The sequence below is a fragment of the Demequina sp. NBRC 110053 genome (assembly GCF_002090095.1).
Taxonomy (GTDB): domain Bacteria; phylum Actinomycetota; class Actinomycetes; order Actinomycetales; family Demequinaceae; genus Demequina.
In genome coordinates, this window is record NZ_BBRJ01000002.1 from 1,712,643 (window position 1) to 1,733,724 (window position 21,082).

Genomic DNA, 21,082 nt, shown 5'->3' on the forward strand with positions numbered 1-21,082 from the left:
GGAGGCCACGTGCCTGAGATCGACTGGGAGGCCCTGCGCGCGCGAGCGCGCGAGGTGGCCACCAGGGCGTATGTGCCGTACTCGACCTTTCCCGTGGGCGCCGCCGCGCTCACGGACGGCGGCGAGATCGTCGTGGGCGCCAACGTCGAGAACGCCAGCTACGGATTGACGCTGTGCGCCGAATGCGCGCTGGTGTCGAAGCTGCACGTCGACCATGGAGGCGGGCGCCTGGTGGCGTTCACGTGCGTGGACGCCAACGGCGACCTGCTGGCCCCGTGCGGGAGGTGCCGGCAGCTGCTGTTCGAGCACGGCGGCCGGACCCTGCTGGTCGACACCGCCGGCGGCGTGATGACCATGGACGAGTTCCTGCCGGGAGCCTTCGGGCCCGACGACCTGGGGAGGGTGTGATGACCGAGCGACACGATGCGGTGGATGTGATCCGCGCCAAGCGCGACGGCAAGGCGCTCAGCGACGACCAGATCGACTGGGTGGTCGACGCCTACACCCGCGGCGCGGTCGCGGACGAGCAGATGAGCTCCCTCGCGATGGCCATCCTGCAGCGCGGCATGGCCCGCGAGGAGATCGCGCGCTGGACGCAGGCGATGATCGCGACCGGCGAGCGGCTGGACTTCTCGGACCTCGGCAAGCCCACCGCTGACAAGCACTCGACCGGCGGCGTGGGAGACAAGATCACGCTGCCTCTGGCACCGCTGGTCGCCGCTCATGGCGTCGCGGTGCCGCAGCTGTCGGGGCGCGGGCTCGGCCACACGGGCGGCACGCTCGACAAGCTCGAGTCGATCCCCAGCTGGCGAGCGTCGCTGTCGAACGAGGAGATGCACGCGCAGCTGCGCGACGTGGGGGCCGTCATCTGCGCGGCGGGCTCGGGCCTCGCTCCCGCCGACAAGAAGCTCTACGCCCTGCGTGACGTGACCGGCACGGTCGAGTGCATCCCGCTCATCGCGAGCTCGATCATGTCCAAGAAGATCGCCGAGGGAACCGGCTGCCTGGTGCTCGACGTCAAGGTCGGCTCGGGCGCGTTCATGAAGGACCTCGAGTCCGCCCGCGAGCTCGCGGCCACCATGGTCGACCTGGGCACCGATGCGGGGGTGCGGACCTCGGCGCTGCTCACCGACATGTCCACGCCCCTGGGTCTCACGATCGGCAACGGCCTCGAGGTCGAGGAGTCGGTCGAGGTGCTCGCGGGCGGCGGGCCCGCTGACGTGGTGGAGCTCACCGTGGCCCTGGCTCGCGAGATGCTCGCCGGCGCCGGCATCACCGATGTCGACCCCGCCGATGCGCTGAGGGACGGCCGGGCGATGGACGCCTGGCGCCACATGATCGCCGCGCAGGGCGGAGACCCGGACGCCAGCATGCCCGACGCCCCACACGTCGAGGAGGTGCGCGCCCCGTCCGATGGCGTCATCACCAGGCTCGATGCGCTTGGGGTGGGTGTCGCCGCGTGGCGCCTGGGCGCGGGACGTGCGCGCAAGGAGGACCCGGTCCAGGCGTCGGCGGGCGTGCGCCTGCACCGCACGCTCGGCGAGCGCGTGGCCAAGGGCGACGTCATCATGACGCTCCACACCGAGACCGAGTCGCGCATGCCGCGCGGTCTCGCGGCGCTCGAGGAGGCGTGCGACGGCGCCGGTGCGGTCGAGATCGGCGAGCAGGCTCAGGAGCGTCGCATCGTGCTCGACACGGTGGGCACCGCCACCTAGGTTGTGGGGATGAGCGGCTGGACCCTGACGTCGGTCGCGGCACGCACGGGCCGCGTGGTCGGGCTGCGCGGCCGGTGGGCGACGCCGTACTCGGCCGCCCACGCGGCCGGACGCGCCCAGCGCGGCGGGGCGAGCGGCGACACCGTGTTCGCTCGCGCGTACGCGCGGAGGCTGGCGGGCGCATCGGCCGCTGACACGAAGGCCCTCACGGCAGCCGTCGCGGAGGTGGGCGATGATGCCGCGGTCATCCAGCGGGCCGCGGCATCCGGCGCCCCGGTCGCCGCGGTCGCGTCCCTCGCCGCCGGCTGGAGCCGCCTGCCTGCGTCCGCTCGCAGCGTGATCCGTCACCCGGCCGGCGCCGGCATGGGCGCACTGAGGCTGGGCGGCGTGCGAGCGCGCCAGGTCGATCAGAGGACGTGCGGCGCCGCGTCGATGGCGATCATGCTGATGATGGGCGACCCCCTGGTCGCGGCGTGGGTCATGACCGGCAGGACCTTCGGCGACCACCTGCCGCGCGAGGTCCTCGACGTGGTCCTCGCCGAGGTGGGGGTGCGCACCATCGAGGAGCGCTGGCACGGCCTGCAGCACGTGCTCCACCGACGCACCACGCGCGGTGGCCTCGGCATCGCCCCGTGGCCGCGGGCGTTCGGCACGCCGCCGTGGCGCGTGGACGACGAGACCCGCTTCGCCGGCGTGAGGTTCCGCGGGGCGATCCTCGACGACACCGACTCGGACGCCGTGGCCGCCGCCATCGCCCACGCCTCCGCCGCGCTGCGCGACGGGATCCCCGTCCCGCTGTACGTGGGCGGCGACTCGAGCGGAGGGCTGTCGAACGTGGTGCCGCGCCACGTGGTGCTGCTGGTCGGGCGCACCTCCCATGGCTTCGCGGTCTATGAGCCCGGCACGGGCCGCGTACTTCCGCTCGCCGAGGCCCGGCTGTACGGGCGCGGCCCACGTGAGCCCGCGTATGGCGCGTGGAGCAGGGCCTGCTGGATGATCCTGCCGCGACGCAGGCGCGAGTCCTGACTCGCGGCAACCGCATCGTCGCTGTCATCGCCCCTCCCGCGCGGCACCGCTCGACACACGGCCGTGACACGCCGTGCTCGTGGGGCTGATGCGCTGCACCTCTGGCCCCCGCCGTCCCACCAGCCCCACGCGTGTGGTGACCGGGACGGTCCGCGGCTCGGTGAGCGGTGCCGTCGCGACCGCGTCGTGCCCGTCTGCGGCGCCCCCGCGCCGCGGCTAGCCTGGTCTCATGACCCTCACGCATGACGAGATCGTTGCCCTGCCCAAGGTCCTGCTGCACGACCACCTCGACGGCGGCCTGCGCCCCGCGACCCTGATCGAGCTGGCCGGAGAGATCGGCCACGAACTGCCCTCGACCGACCCCGAGGAACTCGCGCGCATCTTCGCCCAGAACGCGAACTCCGGAGACCTCGTGAAGTACCTCGAGGCCTTCGCGCACACCACCGCCGTGATGCAGACGGAGGACAACCTTCGCCGCATCGCGCGCGAAGCCGTCGTCGACCTCGCGGCCGATGGGGTGGTGTACGCCGAGCTCCGCTACGCCCCCGAGCAGCACGTCGCCGGCGGGCTCGACCTTCAGCAGGTGGTCGAGGCCGTGCAGGCCGGCATCGAGGAGGGCATCGCCGAGGCCGCCGAGGCCGGCCACGGCATCCGGGCCGCCGCGCTGCTCGACGCGATGCGCCACCTGGACCGCTCCGAGGAGATCGCGGCACTCGCGATCGTCAACCGCGGCACGTGCTGCGTGGGCTTCGACATCGCCGGCCCCGAGAAGGGCTTCCCGGCCTCGAACCACGCGCCCGCCTTCGCCGCTCTGCGCGCCGCGCACCTGCCCGTCACCATCCACGCGGGCGAGGCAGATGGCGTCGACTCGGTGAGCGACGCGCTGTTCCACGGCGCCCGTCGCCTGGGCCACGGCGTGCGCATCCACGAGGACATCGAGGGGCTCGACACCGATGAGCCCGTCCTCGGCTACGTCGCACGGCACGCCCTCGACCAGCAGATCCCGCTGGAGGTGTGCCCCACGTCCAACGTGCAGACCGGCGCCGCGACCTCCGTCGCCGACCACCCCATGCACGCGCTGCGCGACCTGGGCTTCGCCGTCACCGTGAACACCGACAACCGCCTCGTGTCAGGAGTGTCGATGTCCGGGGAGTTCGCGGCGCTGGTCGAGGCCGGCTGGACCACCGATGACCTGCTCGAGGCGACGCTCGCGGCCGCGTGGGGCGCGTTCCTGCCCTACGAGGAGCGCGGCGACCTCGCCGAGCTGATCCTCGAGGGCTACGGCATCGAGCTGTAGGGAGTGATGACGGCAGGCGCCTCCGTGATCGGGAGGCGCCCGCCGTCGCTTCGCGGCGAGGTGGAGGGGTGGACCCCGCCGCGCAGAGCGTCTCGTGAGGGTGCGCGTCAGTGGGCCAGCTTGAGGCCCACGACGCAGCCGACGATGCCGAGGATCAGGAAGACCTTCACCACGGAGAAGGCCTCAGCGCCCGTCGCCATCGCGTAGATGACTGTCAGCGCCGCGCCGATGCCGACCCAGATCGCGTATGCGGTGCCCACCGGCAGCGTCTTCAGCGCGAACGCGAGCCCGCCCATCGACGCGGCGAGCGCCACGAAGAAGACCACGGACGGCCACAGCCGCGAGAAGCCCTCGGTCCTGCTGAGCGCTGTCGCCCAGACGGCCTCGAGGATGCCGGACACGATGAGGATGGCCCACGCCATGATGACTCCCAGCGAGACGTCTTGTCGCATGCGCCGGGTACGTCACCTCGTCCGGGAGCCGGGGATGGGCTCTGACTCGAGGATCGCACGCGGCCGATGCGCAGGCAAGCGGTGGTGAGGAAGGTCACCACGATCCGGGGCGGCGTGGCCCCACGCGGCGGCGGGCGAGGCAGGGTCGGGCGAGGCAGGGTGGAGCGCGGCATCGCCGCGCGGGAGATAGGCTGGAGATCTTGAGTGATGTCCACCCAGGCGGCCTCGCGGCCGCGTTCCCCCAGCACCGGGGCGTCGAGGGGAGTGCACGGAGTGTCCGACAATCAGGTCCTGCTGGCGCCGGCCGAACGCGCCATCCAGATGATCGGCGGGGACCTCACCGAGAAGGCGCTCAGGCGTCATCTCGAGGGGCTGCCAGGCGTCGACGCGGTCGGGCTAGAGGCGCGCGCCGCCTCGCTCGCCACCCGTTCGATCAAGACCACGTCCAAGCAGTGGGCGCTGGATGCGATCATCCGGATGATCGACCTCACGACGCTCGAGGGCGCCGACACTCCCGGCAAGGTGGAGTCGCTGTGCGCGAAGGCGCTCACGCCGGACCCGGCCGACCTCACCACGCCGCGCGTCGCCGCCGTGTGCGTCTACGGCGACATGGTGCCGCACGCGGTCGAAGCCCTGGGCGAGGACAGCGGCATCAACGTCGCCGCCGTGGCCACCGCGTTCCCGTCCGGCCGCTCATCGCGCACGATCAAGCTCGCAGACACCCGCGACGCCGTCGCTGCAGGCGCGAGCGAGATCGACATGGTCATCGACCGGGGCGCGTTCCTGGCCGGCCACTACGGCCTGGTGTTCGACGAGATCGTGGCGGTCAAGGAGGCGTGCATGCGCCCCGACGGCAGCTACGCGCACCTCAAGGTGATCCTCGAGACCGGCGAGCTCAACACCTACGACAACGTGCGCCGCGCGTCGTGGCTCGCGATCCTGGCCGGCGCCGACTTCATCAAGACCTCGACGGGCAAGGTCTCGCCTGCGGCGACGCTGCCGGTGACCCTGCTCATGCTCCAGGTGGTGCGCGACTGGCACACGCTGACCGGCGAGCGCATCGGGGTGAAGCCCGCCGGCGGCATCCGTGCCTCCAAGGACGCGATCCGCTACCTCGTGACGGTGGCCGAGACGGTGGGCGAGGAGTGGCTCCAGCCCGACCTGTTCCGCTTTGGCGCGTCCAGCCTGCTCAACGACGTGCTCATGCAGCGTCAGAAGATGAACACCGGCCGCTACAGCGGCCCGGACTATGTGACGGTGGACTGAACCGATGGCCGCTTCCCAGACCAGCTTCCTCGACTATGCGCCCGCGCCGGAGTCGACCTCGATCCTGGACCTCAAGGACAGCTACGGGCTGTTCATCGACGGCGAGTTCGTCGATGGCACCGGTGACGCGTTCACGACCATCTCTCCGGCGACGGAGGAGACCATCGCCGAGGTGGTCGCGGCGAGCAGGAAGGACGTCGACCGCGCGGTCGCGGCCGCTCGCAAGGCCTTCGACGGGCCGTGGTCCAGGCTGAGCGGAGCCGACCGCGGGAAGTACCTGTTCAGGATCGCGCGCCTGGTCCAGGAGCGTGCCCGCGAGCTCGCGGTCGCCGAGAGCCTCGACAACGGCAAGCCCATCAAGGAGAGCAGGGACGTGGACGTCCCGCTGGTCGCCGCGTGGTTCTTCTACTACGCCGGCTGGGCGGACAAGCTCGACCATGCTGGGCTCGGACCGAACCCGCGGGCGCTCGGCGTCGCCGCACAGGTGATCCCGTGGAACTTCCCGCTGCTCATGCTCGCGTGGAAGATCGCCCCGGCGCTCGCGGCCGGCAACACGGTGGTGCTCAAGCCCGCCGAGACCACCCCCCTCACCGCGCTGATCTTCGCGGAGATCCTGCAGCAGGCCGACCTCCCGCCCGGCGTGGTCAACATCGTCACCGGCGCGGGCGAGACCGGCGAGCTGCTGGTCAACGCCGCCGTCGACAAGGTCGCCTTCACGGGCTCCACGGAGGTGGGCCGCGCGATCGCTCGCTCGACCGCGGGAACCGGCAAGAAACTCACGCTCGAGCTGGGCGGCAAGGCCGCCAACATCGTGTTCGACGACGCTCCGCTCGACCAGGCCATCGAGGGCATCGTCGACGGCATCTTCTTCAACCAGGGCCACGTGTGCTGCGCCGGATCCCGGCTGCTGGTGCAGGAGAACGTCGAGGCGGAGGTCATCGAGCGGCTCAAGCACCGCATGTCGACCCTGCGCCTGGGTGATCCCCTCGACAAGAACACCGACGTGGGCGCCATCAACTCGCGCGAGCAGCTCGACAGGATCCGCGAGCTGTCGGACATCGGGGAGGCCGAGGGCGCGGAGCGCTGGAGCGCCCCGTGCGAGATCCCCGCGAAGGGCTTCTGGTACGCGCCCACGATCTTCACGGGCGTCGACACGAGCCACCGCATCGCCCGCGACGAGATCTTCGGTCCAGTGCTCAGCGTGCTGACCTTCCGCACGCCGGGGGAGGCCATCTCGAAGGCGAACAACACGCCGTACGGACTGTCCGCAGGGATCTGGAGCGACAAGGGCTCGAAGGTGCTCGCCGTCGCGGACAAGCTCCGCGCGGGCGTGATCTGGACCAACACGTTCAACAAGTTCGACCCGTCGTCCCCGTTCGGCGGCTACAAGGAGTCCGGCTACGGCCGCGAGGGCGGCAGGCACGGCCTCGCCGCCTACCTCGCGAGCGCGAAGGAGGGTGCGCGATGACTCACCTCGCCGTCCCCAAGACGTACAAGCTCTACATCGGCGGGAAGTTCCCGCGCAGCGAGTCCGGTCGGGTCTACGAGGTCACGACTGCCAAGGGCGAGTTCCTCGCCAATGCCGCGAAGGCCTCGCGCAAGGACGCGCGCGACGCCGTGAGCGCCGCTCGCGCCGCGGTCTCCGGATGGTCGGGCGCGACCGGCTACAACCGCGGCCAGGTGCTGTACCGCGTCGCCGAGCTGCTCGAGGGTCGCCGCGCGCAGTTCGTCGACGAGCTGACCAAGGTCGACGGTCTCACCGCCGCGGCCGCTGACAAGCAGGTCGACGCCGCGATCGATGCGTGGGTCTGGTACGCGGGGTGGGCGGACAAGTACGCGCAGGTCGCCGGCAACGGCAACCCCGTCGCGGGGCCGTTCTTCAACATCTCGGTGCCCGAGCCCACGGGCGTGGTCGCCGTCGTCGCGCCCAAGGAGCAGGGGCTCTTCGGACTGGTGAGCGTGATCGCGCCGGTGCTCGTGAGCGGCAACACCGTCGTGGTGGTCGCGAGCGAGACCTCGCCGCTGAGCGCGATCAGCCTGTCCGAGGTGCTCGCCACCAGCGACGTGCCGGGCGGCGTGGTCAACGTGCTGACCGGATCGGCGGCCGAGCTCGCTCCGTGGCTCGCCGACCACTCCGACGTCAACGCCGTCGACCTCTCGGGCGCGGGCGATCTCGACTGGTCGGACCTCCAGGTGAAGGCCGCGCAGACGCTCAAGCGTGTGCGGGAGCCGGAGACCGGCGAGGTGGAGCGCAGCGTGGAACGCGTGACGTTCTTCACCGAGACCAAGACGGTCTGGCACACCAAGGCGCTCATCTGACCCCGAGCGCCACCCCGCTCCCGCCCGCCTCGCCACCCCACCTGCGCATCGGCCTGCCACAATCGAGGTGCCACGATCGACCTCGTTCGAAGGAGTCCCATGGCCGAGCACGCCGCCGACACCCACGACGTCCTCCGCGTCGCCGGAGCCCGCGAGAACAACCTCAAGGACGTCTCGATCGAGCTGCCCAAGCGCCGGCTCACGGTCTTCACGGGGGTGTCCGGCTCGGGCAAGTCCTCGCTGGTGTTCGAGACCATCGCGGCCGAGTCGCGCCGCATGATCAACGAGACGTACAGCTCCTTCATCCAGGGGTTCATGCCGTCGCAGGCCCGCCCGGACGTCGACGTGCTCGAGGGCCTCACGACGGCGATCATCGTCGACCAGGAGCCGATGGGCGCGAACGTGCGCTCGACCGTCGGCACCGCGACGGACGTGTTCGCCATGCTGCGGATCCTGTACTCGCGCATCGGCGATCCCCAGGTGGGGCCGCCGCACACGTTCAGCTTCAACGTCGCCTCCTCGAGCGGGACCGGCTCCGCGACGGTGACGCGCAAGGACGGCTCGGTCGCCCGCGAGCAGCGCGAGTACAGCCAGACCGGTGGCATGTGCGTGAGGTGCGAGGGCACAGGGCGGATCTCGGAGCTCGACATGGCGCAGATCGTCGACGAGTCGAAGTCCCTGGCGGAAGGCGCGCTCACCATCCCGGGCTACACCGCCGACGGCTGGATGGTGCGCATCTTCACGGAGTCAGGCTTCCTCGATCCCGACAAGCCGGTCGGGAAGTACTCCAAGCGTGAGCGCGACGACCTCCTGTACAAGGAGCCGACCAAGGTCAAGCTCGCCGGGATCAACATGACCTACGAGGGCCTGATCCCCAAGATCACCAAGTCGATGCTCTCCAAGGATCCCGACGCGATGCAGCCGCACATCAGGGCCTTCGTCGACCGCGCCGTGACCTTCGCGATCTGCCCCGACTGCGACGGGACGCGGCTGAGCGAGCTCGCGCGCTCCGCCAAGGTGAACGGCAAGGGCATCCACGAGCTCGCCGCCATGCAGATCAGCGACCTGGCGGCGTGGATGCGCGAGCTCGACGAGCCGTCCGTGGCGCCGCTGCTGACCGCTCTGCGCGACACCCTCGACTCGTTCGTGGAGATCGGGCTGGGCTACCTCTCGCTGGACCGCTCGGCGGGCACGCTGTCAGGGGGCGAGGCGCAGCGCACCAAGATGATCCGCCACCTGGGATCGGCGCTCACCGACATCACGTACGTGTTCGACGAGCCCACCGTCGGACTGCATCCGCACGACATCGAGCGCATGAACCAGCTGCTGCTGCGGCTGCGCGACAAGGGCAACACGGTGCTCGTGGTCGAGCACAAGCCGGAGGCGATCGCCATCGCCGACCACGTCGTCGACCTGGGTCCCGGCGCCGGCACCGGCGGCGGCGAGATCTGCTTCGAGGGCACCGTCGATGGGCTGCGCGCCTCCGGAACGCTCACGGGGCGCCACCTCGGGTACCGGGCCCGCCTCAAGGAGGCCGTGCGCGAGCCGAACGGCAGGATCGAGATCCGGGGCGCGACCCGCCACAACCTCCAGGACATCGATGTCGACGTGCCGACGGGCGTGCTGACGGTGGTCACGGGTGTGGCCGGCTCGGGCAAGAGCAGCCTCATCCATGGCGGGATCCCGGCCGAGGCGGGAGTCGTCACCGTCGATCAGTCACCCATCCGCGGGTCGCGGCGATCGAACCCGGCGACCTACACGGGCGCCCTCGAGCCCATCCGCAAGGCATTCGCCAAGGCCAACGGCGTCAAGCCGGCGCTGTTCAGCGCCAACTCCGAGGGCGCGTGTCCCGTGTGCAAGGGGGCGGGCAAGATCTACACCGAGCTCGGCGTGATGGAGACCGTCGAGTCCACGTGCGAGGCGTGCGAGGGGCGCCGCTTCAAGGACGAGGTGCTGGAGTACCGCCTGGCGGGCCAGTCGATCGCGGACGTGCTCGAGATGCCCGTCGAGCGGGCCTTCGCGCACTTCTCGGAGGGGGAGGCCAAGAACCCGGCGGCGGCGAAGATGCTGGGCCACATGGTGGACGTTGGTCTGGGGTACGTCGTGCTGGGCCAGCCGCTCACGTCGCTGTCCGGCGGCGAGCGCCAGCGCCTCAAGCTCGCCACCCACATGGGCGACAAGGGCGGGGTCTACGTGCTCGACGAGCCCACGACGGGTCTGCACCTGGCCGATGTCGAGAACCTGCTCGCGCTGCTGGACCGGCTTGTGGACTCCGGCAAGTCGGTGATCGTGATCGAGCACCACCAGGCCGTGATGGCGCACGCCGACTGGATCATCGACCTGGGGCCCGGCGCCGGCCACGATGGCGGGCGCGTGGTGTTCGAGGGGACGCCGGCCGCGCTCGTGTCAGACGCTTCGACGCTCACGGGGCAGCACCTCAAGGAGTACGTCTCCGGCTGATTCTCCTCACAGAGCGCAGTACACCCCTCGAGACCGTCACGCGCCTCCTCGTACGACGCCAAGGCGGGACAGTCAGGGGAGGAGGGCGCGGACGTCCTTCTCGAGGGCGGCCATGGCGGCCGATGCCGCCTCGCGGTCGGCGGCCACGTCACCCGACGCCGGCACGACGACCTCGAGATAGGCCTTCACCTTGGGCTCGGTGCCCGATGGCCGGATGATGACACGCGCGCCGTCAGCGGCCAGGTGCAGCCCATTGGTGGGAGGCAGGCCCCTGAAGCCGTCGTTCATGTCGTCCGTGGACGTGACGGGTGCTCCGCCGAGCGTGTCAGGGGGAGAGGCGAGCAGCTGCGTCATGAGCTCCGGGATCTGCGCCACGTCGGCGAAGCGTGCCGAGACCTGACGCGTGAGATAGACGCCGTACTCGCGGGCGAGGTCGTCGATCGCGTCGGCGAGCGTTCGCCCCTGCGCCTTGAGCTCGGCCACGAGGTCGGCCACGACCACCGCCGCGCTCACCCCGTCCTTGTCGCGCACCAGGTCCGGAGCGACGCAGTAGCCGAGCGCCTCCTCGTACCCGTAGAGGAGCCCCGCCTCGCGACCGATCCACTTGAAACCCGTCAGCGTGCTCGCGTGCGCGAGGCCGTGGCGCGAGGCGATGGCCGCGAGCTGCTGCGAGGACACGATCGAGTTGGCCAGCACCGCGTCCGCAGGCGCGGTCCCGGCAACCCGTGCCGCGACGCGATCGCCCAGCAGGGAGCCCACGACGTCGCCGTGCAGCATGGTCCACGAGCCGTCGATGACGGTCGCGACGGCGCAGCGGTCCGCATCAGGATCGTTGGCGATCACGACGTCGGCTCCCACGGACTCGGCCAGCGCGAGCGACAGGTCGATCGCGCCGGCCTCCTCCGGATTGGGAAAGTCGACCGTGGGGAAGTCGGGGTCGGGCTCGGCCTGCTCGGGAACGGTGTGGAGGTCGGTGAAGCCGGCGGCCTCGAGCGCCCGCTCGACGGTCTCGCCTCCCACGCCGTGCAGGGGCGTGAGCACGATGCGCACGCCCCTGCGCGCATCGGCGTCGCCCCCTCCGGCGACGGCGGACACGGCCTCGACGTACTGGGCGGCGACCTCGTCGCCGAGCGTCGTCCACCCTGCCTCGGCGCGCGGCACGGATGCGACCGAGTCGACCGCGGCGATGCGCGAGGCGATCTGAGCGTCGTACGGCGGCACGATCTGTGCTCCCTGCCCATGATCGGTCACGACCCGTCCGCCCAGGTAGACCTTGTAGCCGTTGTCGCGCGGAGGGTTGTGGGAGGCGGTCACCATGACGCCCGCGTCGGCGTCGAGCGAGCGCGTAGCGAACGCCAGGACGGGCGTGGGCAGGGTGCGGGGCAGCAGCAAGGCATCGTGGCCTGCAGCCGTCATCACGGCCGCGGTGTCGATCGCGAACTGGCGCGACCCGTGGCGGGCGTCGTAGCCGATCGCGACGCGTGCGGGCCCGTCGATGCCCAGCTCGACCAGAGCGTCGGTCAGGTAGCGCGCGAGACCAGCCGCGGCTCGGATCACGACGGCGCGGTTCATCCGGTTCGGTCCGGCGCCGATCGCGCCGCGCAGGCCGGCGGTTCCGAACTCGAGGGAGCCGCGGAAGCGGTCTGCGAGCTCGGCGCCCGCGTCGCTCGATCCCGCCTGGTAGCCGGCGATCAGTCGCGCCAGCTCGTCGCGCGTCTCAGGATCCGGGTCGTCATCGATCCAGGCCTGCGCCCGTTCGACCAGCGCGGTCATCGCATGGCCTCGACGATGTCCGCGAGCAGGCGCGAGATGCGCGGGCCGGAGGCGGCGCCCACGTCCAGCACCTCGGAGTGGTCGAGCGTGTCGCCGCCGATGCCGGCGGCGAGGTTGGTGACGAGCGACAGCCCCAGGATCTCGAGGCCGGCCTGGCGCGCCGCGAGCACCTCGAGCGCGGTCGACATGCCCACCAGGTTGGCGCCCAGGATCGAAGCCATGCGAACCTCAGCGGGGGTCTCGTACTGCGGCCCGGTGAACTGCGCGTACACGCCGTCGGGGAGCGACGAGTCGATCGACAGGGCGAGCTCCCGCAGGCGCGGCGAGTAGGCCTGGGTCATGTCCACGAAGCTCGCGCCCTCGAGGGGCGTCGCTCCCGTGAGGTTGAGGTGATCCGCGATCAGCACCACGGAGCCGGGACCCACCTCGGGCCTGGTCGAGCCGCAGCCGTTGGTGATGACCAGCTGGGTCGCTCCGGCGGCGGCCGCCATGCGCACCCCGTGCGCGACCTTGCCGGCGTCTCGCACTTGGTAGAAGTGCTGGCGCGAGCCGAGGACGAGGACGTGGCGGCCGTCGGCTGTGCGGAGCGCGCGCATGGTGGAGGAGTGGCCCGCGACCGCGTGGGCGTCGAAGCCGGGCAGGTCGGCCGCCTCGATCGAGCCCACCTCCTCGCCGATGAGGTCCGCCGCGCCGCCCCAGCCGGATCCCAGGACGAGGGCGATGTCGAACGAGTCGACGCCGGTCGCGGCGCGCAGGGCATCCGCGGCCTCGGCGGCTCTGGTGGCGGCGGTGGTGGAAGAATCGGTGGCAGCGTCGGTCATGACTCGACACTATCGCCGAAGACCGGCCACGACCTGCCAAGGCCTCACCGCGCCGGGGGCAGGGAAGGGGCAAGGCCGAGGGCGCCGGGTCTGGGCGCGATGCGGAACAATGGATGCATGGCGACACGCATCGTGATCATCGGCGGAGGCCCAGGCGGATACGAGGCGGCACTGGTCGCGGCGAAGGAGGGCGCCGAGGTCACGCTCATCGAGCGTCAGGGCCTGGGAGGCAACGCCGTCCTCACCGACGTGGTCCCCTCGAAGACCATCATCGCCACCGCCGAGTGGCGCACCATCGCGGATCGCGCTCCGCAGCTGGGAATCCGCGACACCGACGGCTCGGACTCGGCGGAGTTCTCCGAGCACATCGTCGACATGGAGGCGATCAATGCGCGCATCCGCAAGCTCGTGCTCAAGCAGTCGCACGAGATCGCGACCCGCATGGCGAAGAACGACATCCGGGTGATCGGCGGCCACGCGCGCCTGGTGGGCCCCACCCAGGTCGAGGTGGAGGACGAGGTGCTCGACGCGGACGCGATCCTCGTCGCGACGGGCGCGAGACCGCGCATCCTGCCGACGGCGCAGCCTGACGGCGACCGCATCTTCACCTGGACCCAGCTGTACGACCTCAAGGAGGTGCCCGAGCACCTGATCGTGGTGGGCTCGGGGGTGACGGGCGCGGAGTTCGCTGGCGCGTACCGGCTGCTCGGCTCGGACGTGACGCTGATCTCGAGCGGAGAGAGGGTGCTGTCCACCCAGGATCCGGAGGCCGCGCACCTCATCCAGGACGTGTTCGCCGGGCGCGGCATGACGGTCATCGGCGGCGCCCGCGCCCAGGCCGTCGAGAACACCGGCAGCGGCGTGGCGGTGACGCTGGCCGACGGTCGCAGGATCGAGGGCTCGCACTGCCTCATGGCGGTGGGCTCGGTGCCCAACACGCAGGACATGGGCCTCGAGCAGGCCGGCGTCGCGGTCGACGAGCGCGGGTACATCGTGGTCGATCGCGTCTCGCGCACGAGCGCCCGCGGCGTCTACGCCGCGGGCGACTGCACGGGTCTGCTGCCGCTCGCCTCCGTCGCCGCGACGCAGGGCCGCATCGCGATGGCCCACGCGCTGGGCGACGCCGTCCAGCCCATCGAGCTGCGCCACGTCGCCTCGAACGTCTTCACCACGCCCGAGATCGCATCGGTGGGCGCCACCGAGGCGGAGCTCAAGGATCGCGGCATCTTCTACGAGGTGTCGACGCTCGAGCTCGCTCGCAATCCTCGCGCGAAGATGCTGGGCATCGACGCGGGCTTCGTGAAGATCTTCGGCCACACGGTGACGGGACAGATCCTCGGCGCCGTCATCGTCGGCTCGCGCGCCGGCGAGCACATCTTTCCGCTGTCGCTCGCCGTCGCCCACCACCTGACGGTCGACCAGGTGGCGAGCACCTTCACCGTCTACCCGTCCCTGTCTGGCACGACCTCCGAGGTCGCCCGGCGCCTGCACGGCATGCGCGATCCGCAGCAGCCGTAGGCGTCACTCCTCGTCGGGGCTGGGGGTCGCCGCTGCGCCGGCCGAGGGCCTCGCGGAGGCTGTCGGGCTGGGCGACGGGCTGGGGCTCACGCCCGCCTCGGGCTGGGGCTCGTTGACGTCGTCGCCGACGTCGGTGGGCGCCGATGCGCCGGTCGTCACGCGCGCGAGCGCGGGGAGATGGTTCGACCATCCCACCCCGATGGTCTCGAAGCTCGAGAACGAGACGGAGCGCCCCAGCAGGTGATCGCGCGTCGCGGTCTCCAGCCCGTCGGGGTCGCTGCCGAGGTACGTGGGCCCCGCGACCCCCAGCTCCTGCTGCGCGTCGGTGAAGCCGGCCTGAGCGAGAGCCGCGATGGTGCCATCGGAGGCCTGCTCGCCCAGCGAGACGCCGACGACGAGTGGCTGAGCGACGTCGAGCCACTCTGCCAGCGCATCGGCCTGCAGCTCGCTCCCGCCCGCCACGCGGGCCGTCGCGAACGTCGCTCCCATGAAGTCGACCGCGACGGCGCTGCGACGCACGCCGTCGGGCCCAGTGGGCAGGTCGATGCTGCGCGGGTCGCCGTGCGCGCGCGAGGTCAGGATCGCGTTGCCCAGCTGTCGCTGGTGCGCGTCACCGTACGCGTAGGGAAGGCGCAGCTCGCCCGCGAGGTACTCGAGCATGTCCGTGCCGCCCGCGATGAGCCTGCCCCGGTCGACGGCCTGGAGCATGATCACGTCGGCGGCCGAGCTCTCGATGGTCGACGCGATGTCGTGGAGCGCGACCCCGGGTCCGCCGGTGACGCGCGGGGTGACGCCCGCGTGCAGGTTCCACGTCATCACGGACGGCGCGATGAGGAAGTCCTTGGACAGCGCGCGCTCGGTCTCGAACGTCGCGGCCGTCCAGAAGGCGAGGCCTCCGCCGGCCAGTAGCCCCGCCACGGCGCCCGCGAGCACGCCGGGAGCGATCCACGGCTCGCGAGACTGTGCCCCGCGAGACGTGTGAGCCCCGCTCCCGACCTGCGGCCCGTCGGGGCCGGCGCTCTCGACGGTGTCGGGTCCGGCCGGAGCCTTGCTCTGCCACGCGACCCATGCCCCGCCGGCGATGAGGGCGGCGCCCGTGATGATGAACCCGGACTCAGCGGGCCCCGGCAGCCCCATCACCGCGTCCAGCTGGGCGGCGAGCGGCGCCGCCACGAGCGCCAGCCCGAACACCGTCGCTGCCCCCAGCCGGCGCATCGGCGAGCTGTCCGCAGGCCGCAGCACGACGGCGGCAGACAGCGCCGCGACGGCCGAGGCCACGGGCAGCGCGACGGCAGCGGTCATGCCAGGCCGCAGCAGCAGGATGCCCAGCGCGGCCAGGCCGACCGCCGCGAGGATGGCGACGACCAGCCGCGAGGTGCGCGGCGCCTGGGCCGCGAGTGCGGCGGCGGTCACGAGCGAGACCATCGCCAGCGCCGCCCCTGTCGACATGCGCACCTCGGCCTGGGCGTTCACCCAGGCGACGTTCGCGACTAGGGCGACGATGAGGCCCCACAGCAGGCCGTACGCCCACCAGCCGCGCGACGCTCCCACGGGCTCGAGTCCGCGGCACAGCCACCCGACCGACACGGCGAGGACGGCGAGCACCCCCATCGCCAGCCAGCCCGAGAGATCCCCCCGCCACACCGCATCCCAGGTGCGCAGCAGCGTCTGCTCGGCGACCGCCCCAGCGGCGCCCAGCGCGGTGCCCGCGACGGTGGTCGCCGGTCCGCCGTTGCCAAGCGCCATGCGTGCGGCCAGCACGACCGTCGTGATCGCGAGGGCCAGCAGGTACAGCCCCGCGTTGATGAGCCAGAGGCCGTCGAGCAGCGGCAGTCCCAGGCGCAGGACGCCGACGACGGCGAGCATGAACAGGAGCACCGTGCCCGGTCCGAAGTGACGGCCGGCGATCGCGCACAGCCACGCGAGCACGCCGCCGGCCGCGAAGGCGGCGACCGCCGCCGCCAGGGCCAGCGCGCCGCTGTCGTCGGCAAGGCTCCCGAGGAGCGGTCCCGCGCCCCTGATGGAGTCGACCAGCAGCCACGAGGCGACGGCGACCAAGGCCAGCGTGCGGCGCGCGGGGCTCGCCAGTGAGGACACGGTGCTCATGACCGCCACCGTACCGGGGGTCAGGCGGGGTCGGCGATCTCGCAGATGACGGTGCCCGAGCTCACGGACGCGCCCACGGCGTGTGAGAGGCCCGTGACCGTGCCCGCCTTGTGGGCGACCAGGGGCTGCTCCATCTTCATCGCCTCGAGGACCACGATCAGGTCGCCCTCGGCGACGATCGCGCCCTCCTCGACGGCGATCTTGACGATGGTGCCCTGCATCGGGGAGGCGAGCGACGTTCCCGATGCGGTGCGGGCGGCACCGCCGTTGCCGCGCCGCGCGGCTCGCCTGGTGGGCCCGCCGCGTCGGGCGCTCGCCCGGCCGGCCTGGGCCAGCGAGGCGGGGAGGACCACCTCGAGGCGCTTGCCGCCGACCTCGACGACCACGCGCTCGGTGAGCTCGTGCTCGGCGGCGGGGTCGGCGCCTGCTCCCGCGCTCCCCAGATCAGCGATCCGCTCCGCGAACTCCGATTCTATCCACGTCGTGTAGACGCCGAAGGAGCCGTGGGCGGCGGAGAACTCGGGCGCGTCGAGCACGGCTCGGTGGAACGGCAGCACCGTGGGGATGCCCTCGACCTCCATCTCGCGCAGCGCTCGTCGGGAGCGCTCGAGCGCCTGCTCTCGCGTGGCGCCGGTGACGATCACCTTCGCGATCATCGAGTCGAAGTTGCCCGACACGGTGTCGCCCTCGCGCACGCCGGCATCGATGCGCACGCCCGGACCGGTCGGGAAGCGCAGCGTGCTGATCCGACCAGGAGCCGGCATGAAGCCCAGTGCGGGGTTCTCACCGTTGATGCGGAACTCGAAGGAGTGGCCGCGCGTGATGGGCTCGAGGGTCTCGATCGGCTCGCCGGCCGCGATGCGGAACTGCTCACGAACCAGGTCCACGCCGGTGACCTCCTCGGTCACGGGGTGCTCGACCTGCAGGCGAGTGTTGACCTCGAGGAAGCTGATGGTGCCGTCGGTGCCGACCAGGTACTCGCACGTGCCCGCGCCCTCGTAGCCGGCCTCGGCGAGGATCGCCTTGCTCGCCTCGACGAGCCGCTGGTTCTGCTCGTCCGTGAGGAACGGCGCGGGCGCCTCCTCCACGAGCTTCTGGTGGCGGCGCTGGAGCGAGCAGTCGCGCGTCGAGACCACCACGACGTTGCCGTGGCGGTCCGCGAGGCACTGCGTCTCCACATGCCGAGGACGGTCGAGGAAGCGCTCGACGAAGCACTCGCCGCGCCCGAATGCCGCCACGGCCTCGCGCGTGGCGGAGTCGAACAGCTCGGGGATCTCCTCCCGCGTGCGGGCGACCTTGAGGCCGCGGCCGCCGCCCCCGAACGCCGCCTTGATGGCGACCGGCAGGCCATGCTCGTCGGCGAAGGCGAGCACCTCCTCGGCGTTCGCCACGGGATCCTTCGTGCCAGGCACCAGCGGGGCTCCTGCGCGCTGCGCGATGTGCCGCGCGCTGACCTTGTCGCCCAGGGCGTCGATCGCGGCAGGCGACGGCCCGATCCACGTGAGCCCGGCGTCGATGACGGCCTGCGCGAAGGCGGAGTTCTCCGCGAGGAAGCCGTAGCCGGGGTGGACCGCCTGCGCCCCCGATCGGCGAGCGACGTCCACGATCTTGTCGATGTCGAGGTAGGTCTCTGCAGCCGTGGCCCCGCCCAGCGAGTACGCCTCGTCAGCGAGGTGCACGTGAGGCGCATCGCGATCGGGCTCCGCGTAGACCGCGATCGATCGCAGGCCGGCGTCGGCGCACGCGCGGATGATCCGCACGGCGATCTCGCCGCGGTTGGCGACCAGGACCGAGGAGAAGGGGGACACGCGGCTACGGTAGCGCGGGCCCTGCGCGCATCCCCCATGGTGCGGGGAGCGCGCGTGATCTTTGGTCGCCGGGCTAAGGTCGCGACGATGCGCTTGTGGGTTTCCTACAACCGACTTGGCAATTCCTTGGGCTACGGCCGCGTAGGTTGTGGCGTTTCCACAATACGGCCCTAGGCCCGGAGCTCGTGGAAGTCGACGCCCAAGCTCCGCAGCAGCACCCGCAGCAGCGGCAGACTCACGCCCACGACGCCGTGGTAGTCGCCCTCGATGGCCGTCACGTACGGGCCGCCGAGGCCGTCGACGGTGAAGGCCCCTGCGACGTGGAGCGGCTCGCCGGTCGCGACGTAGGCCTCGATCTCGTCGTCCGTGAGGTCGGCGAAGTGGACCACCGTCGACGAGGTGTCGCCCGCGATGGTCGCTGCGCCGGTCGACGCGCGCACGCCGTGCCGGTTGTCGATGATCGCGTGGCCGCTGTGCAGCACCCCGGTGCGCCCGCGCATGGCGCGCCAGCGCTCGATGGCGATCTCGGGCGAGTGGGGCTTGCCCAGGATCTCGCCATCGAGCTCGAGCATGGAGTCGCAGCCCAGCACGATGGCGTCAGGGTCCAGGCGGGCGACGACGTCGTCCGCCTTGGCGCGGGCCAGCAGGTACGGCTGATCGCGCAGTGCGAGCACGGTGCCGGCGGCCGCGGCGGCCGCCCGCGCGGCATCCAGCAGGGCGTCCTCGTCCACGCCGCTCACCTCGACCCGCGGCTCGACCCCCGCCGACCGCAGGGTGGCGAGCCGGGCGGGCGAGCGGGATGCGAGGAGGAAGGGCACGGCCATGCCGGAGATCGTATCCAAGCCGTGCCGCTCTCCACCCCCGATGCCTGGCGACCGCGGCTGCCTGCCGGGGGTGAGCCCGCATCGGCAGTCCCAGCCGCCGACCGCGCACGGCTTGCCCCGCTGCGTGCCGCGAGCCGCGGACGGCGAAGCGATCCGTGTCGGCGCCGCGCTGCGGCCGTGAGGTGCGTGCCGAGCCCATGCGCGCGGCGGACGGCGACGCGCACCCGGCCCGCTGGAGATAGCGTGGCGATCATGTGGACGAGGCGCTGGCAGAAGAGGCGCACTGCGCCGTGCGCAGGTCCCGGCATACCGGCCTCGCGCCCTTGGCCCCGGAGCGCGACGCAGGGACGAGCGGGCTCGGCGCCCGGCGAGGCTGCGAGACGGTGGGCCTGCGCGGTCGTGCGCGAGCGAAGGGCGACGGACCCATGCGGGTGGTGATCGCGCCCGACTCCTTCAAGGGCACCGCCTCCGCGAGGGATGCCGCGGCCGCGCTCGCGGACGGCTGGCGAGCCGTCGCCCCCGACGTCGACGTCGATGTGCGTGCCATGGCGGACGGCGGCGAGGGCACCCTCGATGCGCTCGGGGCAGCGCCCGGCGCGGCGCAGCACGCCGCACGCGTGAGCGGGCCGGACTCCCGTGCGGTGGACGCTGCGTGGGTGATGCTCGTCGGCCCCGGAGGCCCCACGGCCGTGATCGAGCTCGCCCAGTCGAGCGCGATCACCTCGCTGGACGCGCCCACGCCGATGGATGCGCACACCCTGGGGCTCGGCGAGACCATCGCGGCGGCGCTCGACGCGGGCGCTCGGAGGCTGCTGGTCGCCGTGGGCGGCTCCGCGTCCACTGACGGAGGCTCGGGCGCGCTGAGGGCTCTCGGCGCCCGCTTCGTCGACGCCGCCGGTGCCGAGGTGGCGCTCGGCGCACGAGGGCTCGAGTCGCTCGACCGGGTCACGCTCGACGGCCTCGTCGCGTTGCCGCCAGGGGGCGTCGCGGTGCTCACCGACGTCGCCAACCCCCTCGCCGGCCCATGCGGTGCTGCCGTGACCTATGGGCCGCAGAAGGGCGCGAGCGCGGACCAGATCGCCCGGATGGATGCGGCGCTGGCTGGTCTCGCACGTCTCGTCTCCGCCCAGTGGCCCGAGCGCGCGGTGGACCCCGACGCGCCCGGCATGGGCGCGGCCGGCGGCACCGCGTACGGCCTCGCCGTGTGGGGCGCGCAGCTGACCCCCGGCGCCGCGGCGGTCGCGGACGCCGTGGGTCTCGACGCCGCGCTCGCGCGCGCGGACCTGATCGTCACCGGCGAGGGCCGCTTCGACGGCCAGTCATGGCACGGCAAGGTCGTGTCCGAGGTGTCGCGCCGCGCCGCCGCGGCTGGCGTGCCCGTCGCGCTCGTCGCGGGATCGATCGACGCGCCCGTCGGCGCCTTCGCGGCCGCGGTGTCTCTCACCGATCTCGCCGGTTCGTCGCGCGCCGCGAGGACGGACGCCCTCGCGTGGCTGCGCGGGGCGGGCCGCCTGCTCGCTCGCATGCGCTGGAGCATGGCGCCGGTCTCAGGGTCTCCCTAGCCGCCCCGCGCTCGCATGCCCAGGCGGCCGCGCGCGCGTGCAGGCGGCGTCGCGCGCGGCTCCGAGATGGCACGATGAGGTGGCCAGTCCGTCGTCTCGGCGCTGGCCGCCACGTCACCCGAGACCCCGTCAGAA

16 protein-coding genes and 1 riboswitch are annotated in these 21,082 nt (G+C 72.1%); of the genes, 10 read left to right on the forward strand and 6 right to left on the reverse strand.

Annotated elements, in window-relative coordinates:
- Positions 1–9 precede the first annotated feature (9 nt).
- The 4 genes from B7K22_RS11900 (at position 10) to B7K22_RS08065 (ending at position 4,038) form a co-directional block, all read left to right on the forward strand.
- Positions 10–408, forward strand: coding sequence for a cytidine deaminase (locus B7K22_RS11900; protein ID WP_144276304.1), 399 nt, complete (start codon positions 10–12; stop codon positions 406–408).
- Entirely contained in the window at positions 408–1,715 is a 1,308-nt protein-coding gene (locus B7K22_RS08055; RefSeq protein WP_084039409.1) for a thymidine phosphorylase, read from the forward strand. The genes B7K22_RS11900 and B7K22_RS08055 overlap by 1 nt, the downstream gene beginning before the upstream one ends.
- Before the next feature lie 9 nt (positions 1,716–1,724).
- Entirely contained in the window at positions 1,725–2,741 is a 1,017-nt protein-coding gene (locus B7K22_RS08060; RefSeq protein ID WP_084039410.1) for a hypothetical protein, read from the forward strand.
- Between the two features lie 229 nt (positions 2,742–2,970).
- Positions 2,971–4,038 (forward strand): adenosine deaminase, encoded by a 1,068-nt coding sequence (locus tag B7K22_RS08065; protein WP_084039411.1) that lies wholly within the window; start codon positions 2,971–2,973, stop codon positions 4,036–4,038.
- 107 nt (positions 4,039–4,145) lie between these two features.
- Here B7K22_RS08065 and B7K22_RS08070 read toward each other — a convergent pair whose 3' ends face one another.
- Positions 4,146–4,460, reverse strand: coding sequence for a multidrug efflux SMR transporter (locus B7K22_RS08070; protein WP_084039898.1), 315 nt, complete (start codon positions 4,458–4,460; stop codon positions 4,146–4,148).
- Positions 4,461–4,470: 10 nt separating this feature from the next.
- Positions 4,471–4,535: riboswitch (guanidine-III (ykkC-III) riboswitch) on the reverse strand.
- A gap of 276 nt (positions 4,536–4,811) precedes the next feature.
- Here B7K22_RS08070 and deoC point away from each other — a divergent pair.
- The 4 genes from deoC to B7K22_RS08090 all read left to right on the forward strand — a co-directional run bounded on the left by deoC (position 4,812) and on the right by B7K22_RS08090 (position 10,535).
- Positions 4,812–5,756 (forward strand): deoxyribose-phosphate aldolase, encoded by a 945-nt coding sequence (deoC, locus tag B7K22_RS08075; RefSeq protein WP_084039899.1) that lies wholly within the window; start codon positions 4,812–4,814, stop codon positions 5,754–5,756.
- 4 nt (positions 5,757–5,760) lie between these two features.
- On the forward strand, positions 5,761–7,224 hold the full coding sequence (locus B7K22_RS08080) for an aldehyde dehydrogenase family protein (RefSeq protein ID WP_084039412.1): 1,464 nt from the start codon (positions 5,761–5,763) through the stop codon (positions 7,222–7,224).
- The gene (locus B7K22_RS08085; protein ID WP_084039413.1) at positions 7,221–8,075 is read left to right on the forward strand and encodes an aldehyde dehydrogenase family protein; all 855 of its coding nucleotides are present in this window, start codon (positions 7,221–7,223) and stop codon (positions 8,073–8,075) included. Before B7K22_RS08080 ends, B7K22_RS08085 begins: the two co-directional genes overlap by 4 nt.
- 99 nt (positions 8,076–8,174) lie before the next feature.
- A complete protein-coding gene (locus B7K22_RS08090) occupies positions 8,175–10,535 on the forward strand; it encodes an excinuclease ABC subunit UvrA (protein WP_084039414.1) in 2,361 nt (786 codons plus the stop codon).
- Positions 10,536–10,607: 72 nt separating this feature from the next.
- Here B7K22_RS08090 and B7K22_RS08095 read toward each other — a convergent pair whose 3' ends face one another.
- A complete protein-coding gene (locus tag B7K22_RS08095; protein ID WP_084039415.1) occupies positions 10,608–12,308 on the reverse strand; it encodes a phospho-sugar mutase in 1,701 nt (566 codons plus the stop codon).
- Complete coding sequence (locus tag B7K22_RS08100; RefSeq protein ID WP_084039416.1) at positions 12,305–13,129, reverse strand: purine-nucleoside phosphorylase; 825 nt, start codon at positions 13,127–13,129, stop codon at positions 12,305–12,307. The genes B7K22_RS08095 and B7K22_RS08100 overlap by 4 nt, the downstream gene beginning before the upstream one ends.
- A 117-nt stretch (positions 13,130–13,246) precedes the next feature.
- On the opposite strand from B7K22_RS08100, the gene B7K22_RS08105 reads away from it, so the two are divergent.
- On the forward strand, positions 13,247–14,647 hold the full coding sequence (locus B7K22_RS08105; RefSeq protein ID WP_234983357.1) for an NAD(P)H-quinone dehydrogenase: 1,401 nt from the start codon (positions 13,247–13,249) through the stop codon (positions 14,645–14,647).
- A gap of 3 nt (positions 14,648–14,650) precedes the next feature.
- On the opposite strand, the gene B7K22_RS08110 is transcribed toward B7K22_RS08105, so the two are convergent.
- From B7K22_RS08110 to B7K22_RS08120, 3 genes are all read right to left on the reverse strand, one after another.
- Positions 14,651–16,753, reverse strand: a complete 2,103-nt coding sequence (locus tag B7K22_RS08110) for a hypothetical protein (RefSeq protein ID WP_084039418.1) — start codon at positions 16,751–16,753, stop codon at positions 14,651–14,653.
- Positions 16,754–16,773: 20 nt separating this feature from the next.
- Entirely contained in the window at positions 16,774–18,561 is a 1,788-nt protein-coding gene (locus B7K22_RS08115; protein ID WP_084039419.1) for a biotin carboxylase N-terminal domain-containing protein, read from the reverse strand.
- Positions 18,562–18,731: 170 nt separating this feature from the next.
- Positions 18,732–19,385 carry a nucleoside triphosphate pyrophosphatase gene (locus B7K22_RS08120; RefSeq protein WP_084039420.1) on the reverse strand — a complete coding sequence of 218 codons (654 nt, stop codon included), beginning with the start codon at positions 19,383–19,385 and terminating at the stop codon, positions 18,732–18,734.
- A gap of 383 nt (positions 19,386–19,768) precedes the next feature.
- Between B7K22_RS08120 and B7K22_RS08125 the strand changes: the two genes are divergently transcribed.
- On the forward strand, positions 19,769–20,947 hold the full coding sequence (locus B7K22_RS08125) for a glycerate kinase (RefSeq protein ID WP_371327662.1): 1,179 nt from the start codon (positions 19,769–19,771) through the stop codon (positions 20,945–20,947).
- Positions 20,948–21,082: the final 135 nt, after the last annotated feature.

Bases quoted from the DNA above. Each gene is read 5' to 3' on its own strand.
- B7K22_RS08055 (WP_084039409.1), top strand. From the start codon at position 408: ATGACCGAGCGACACGATGCGGTGGATGTGATCCGCGCCAAGCGCGAC.
- B7K22_RS08060 (WP_084039410.1), top strand. From the start codon at position 1,725: ATGAGCGGCTGGACCCTGACGTCGGTCGCGGCACGCACGGGCCGCGTG.
- B7K22_RS08065 (WP_084039411.1), top strand. From the start codon at position 2,971: ATGACCCTCACGCATGACGAGATCGTTGCCCTGCCCAAGGTCCTGCTG.
- B7K22_RS08070 (WP_084039898.1), bottom strand. From the start codon at position 4,460: ATGGCGTGGGCCATCCTCATCGTGTCCGGCATCCTCGAGGCCGTCTGG.
- deoC (WP_084039899.1), top strand. From the start codon at position 4,812: ATGATCGGCGGGGACCTCACCGAGAAGGCGCTCAGGCGTCATCTCGAG.
- B7K22_RS08080 (WP_084039412.1), top strand. From the start codon at position 5,761: ATGGCCGCTTCCCAGACCAGCTTCCTCGACTATGCGCCCGCGCCGGAG.
- B7K22_RS08085 (WP_084039413.1), top strand. From the start codon at position 7,221: ATGACTCACCTCGCCGTCCCCAAGACGTACAAGCTCTACATCGGCGGG.
- B7K22_RS08090 (WP_084039414.1), top strand. From the start codon at position 8,175: ATGGCCGAGCACGCCGCCGACACCCACGACGTCCTCCGCGTCGCCGGA.
- B7K22_RS08095 (WP_084039415.1), bottom strand. From the start codon at position 12,308: ATGACCGCGCTGGTCGAACGGGCGCAGGCCTGGATCGATGACGACCCG.
- B7K22_RS08100 (WP_084039416.1), bottom strand. From the start codon at position 13,129: ATGACCGACGCTGCCACCGATTCTTCCACCACCGCCGCCACCAGAGCC.
- B7K22_RS08105 (WP_234983357.1), top strand. From the start codon at position 13,247: ATGGCGACACGCATCGTGATCATCGGCGGAGGCCCAGGCGGATACGAG.
- B7K22_RS08110 (WP_084039418.1), bottom strand. From the start codon at position 16,753: ATGAGCACCGTGTCCTCACTGGCGAGCCCCGCGCGCCGCACGCTGGCC.
- B7K22_RS08120 (WP_084039420.1), bottom strand. From the start codon at position 19,385: ATGGCCGTGCCCTTCCTCCTCGCATCCCGCTCGCCCGCCCGGCTCGCC.